Genomic DNA, 531 nt, shown 5'->3' with positions numbered 1-531 from the left:
GCACCGCGCCGCAGACCATCACCTTGACTGCCGCGCAAATCGCGGCTGGCTTCGTCACCACCACCTTTGCCAATCCAGGCGAAGGCCAGACCCTGACCGTCGATGCGACGCTTCAGGATCAGTTCGGCAACACCTCCAATAAAGGCACCGACAGCGCCACGGTCGACACCCTGGCCGGTGCCACCGGTGCCGCACCAATCGTCACCATTACCGAAGACACCAACAACGACGGCGTCATCAGCAAAGCTGAGCTCAACGGCGACATCGACGTCAGCATCAAGCTGCCAGCCGGTGCAGTTGCTGGTGACACCATCAGCATCACCTCGGGCAATGTCACCAAAGACATCGTCCTGACCACGGAGCAAATCACTGCAGGACAGGTCGGCACGACTTTCCCGAGCCCCGGCGAAGGTCAGACCATCACGGTCGATGCCGTGCTTAAAGATCAGTTCGGCAACACCTCCAATAAAGGCACCGACAGCGCCACGGTCGACACCCTGGCCGGCGACACCGGCGCTGCACCAATCGTCA

The 531-nt window shown here is 61.2% G+C and carries 1 protein-coding gene; it reads left to right on the top strand.

All coding sequences use genetic code 11. The features are described from left to right. A partial coding sequence (locus tag HP439_RS19355; RefSeq protein ID WP_216657913.1) for a hypothetical protein occupies nucleotides 1-531 on the top strand: 531 nt, incomplete at both ends.

It is taken from the genome of Sphingobacterium shayense (assembly GCF_013179575.1).
In the GTDB taxonomy this organism is placed as follows: domain Bacteria; phylum Bacteroidota; class Bacteroidia; order Sphingobacteriales; family Sphingobacteriaceae; genus Sphingobacterium; species Sphingobacterium shayense.
The sequence above is the reverse complement of the archived record's forward strand: the minus strand, read 5'-3'. Positions and strand labels throughout refer to the sequence as shown.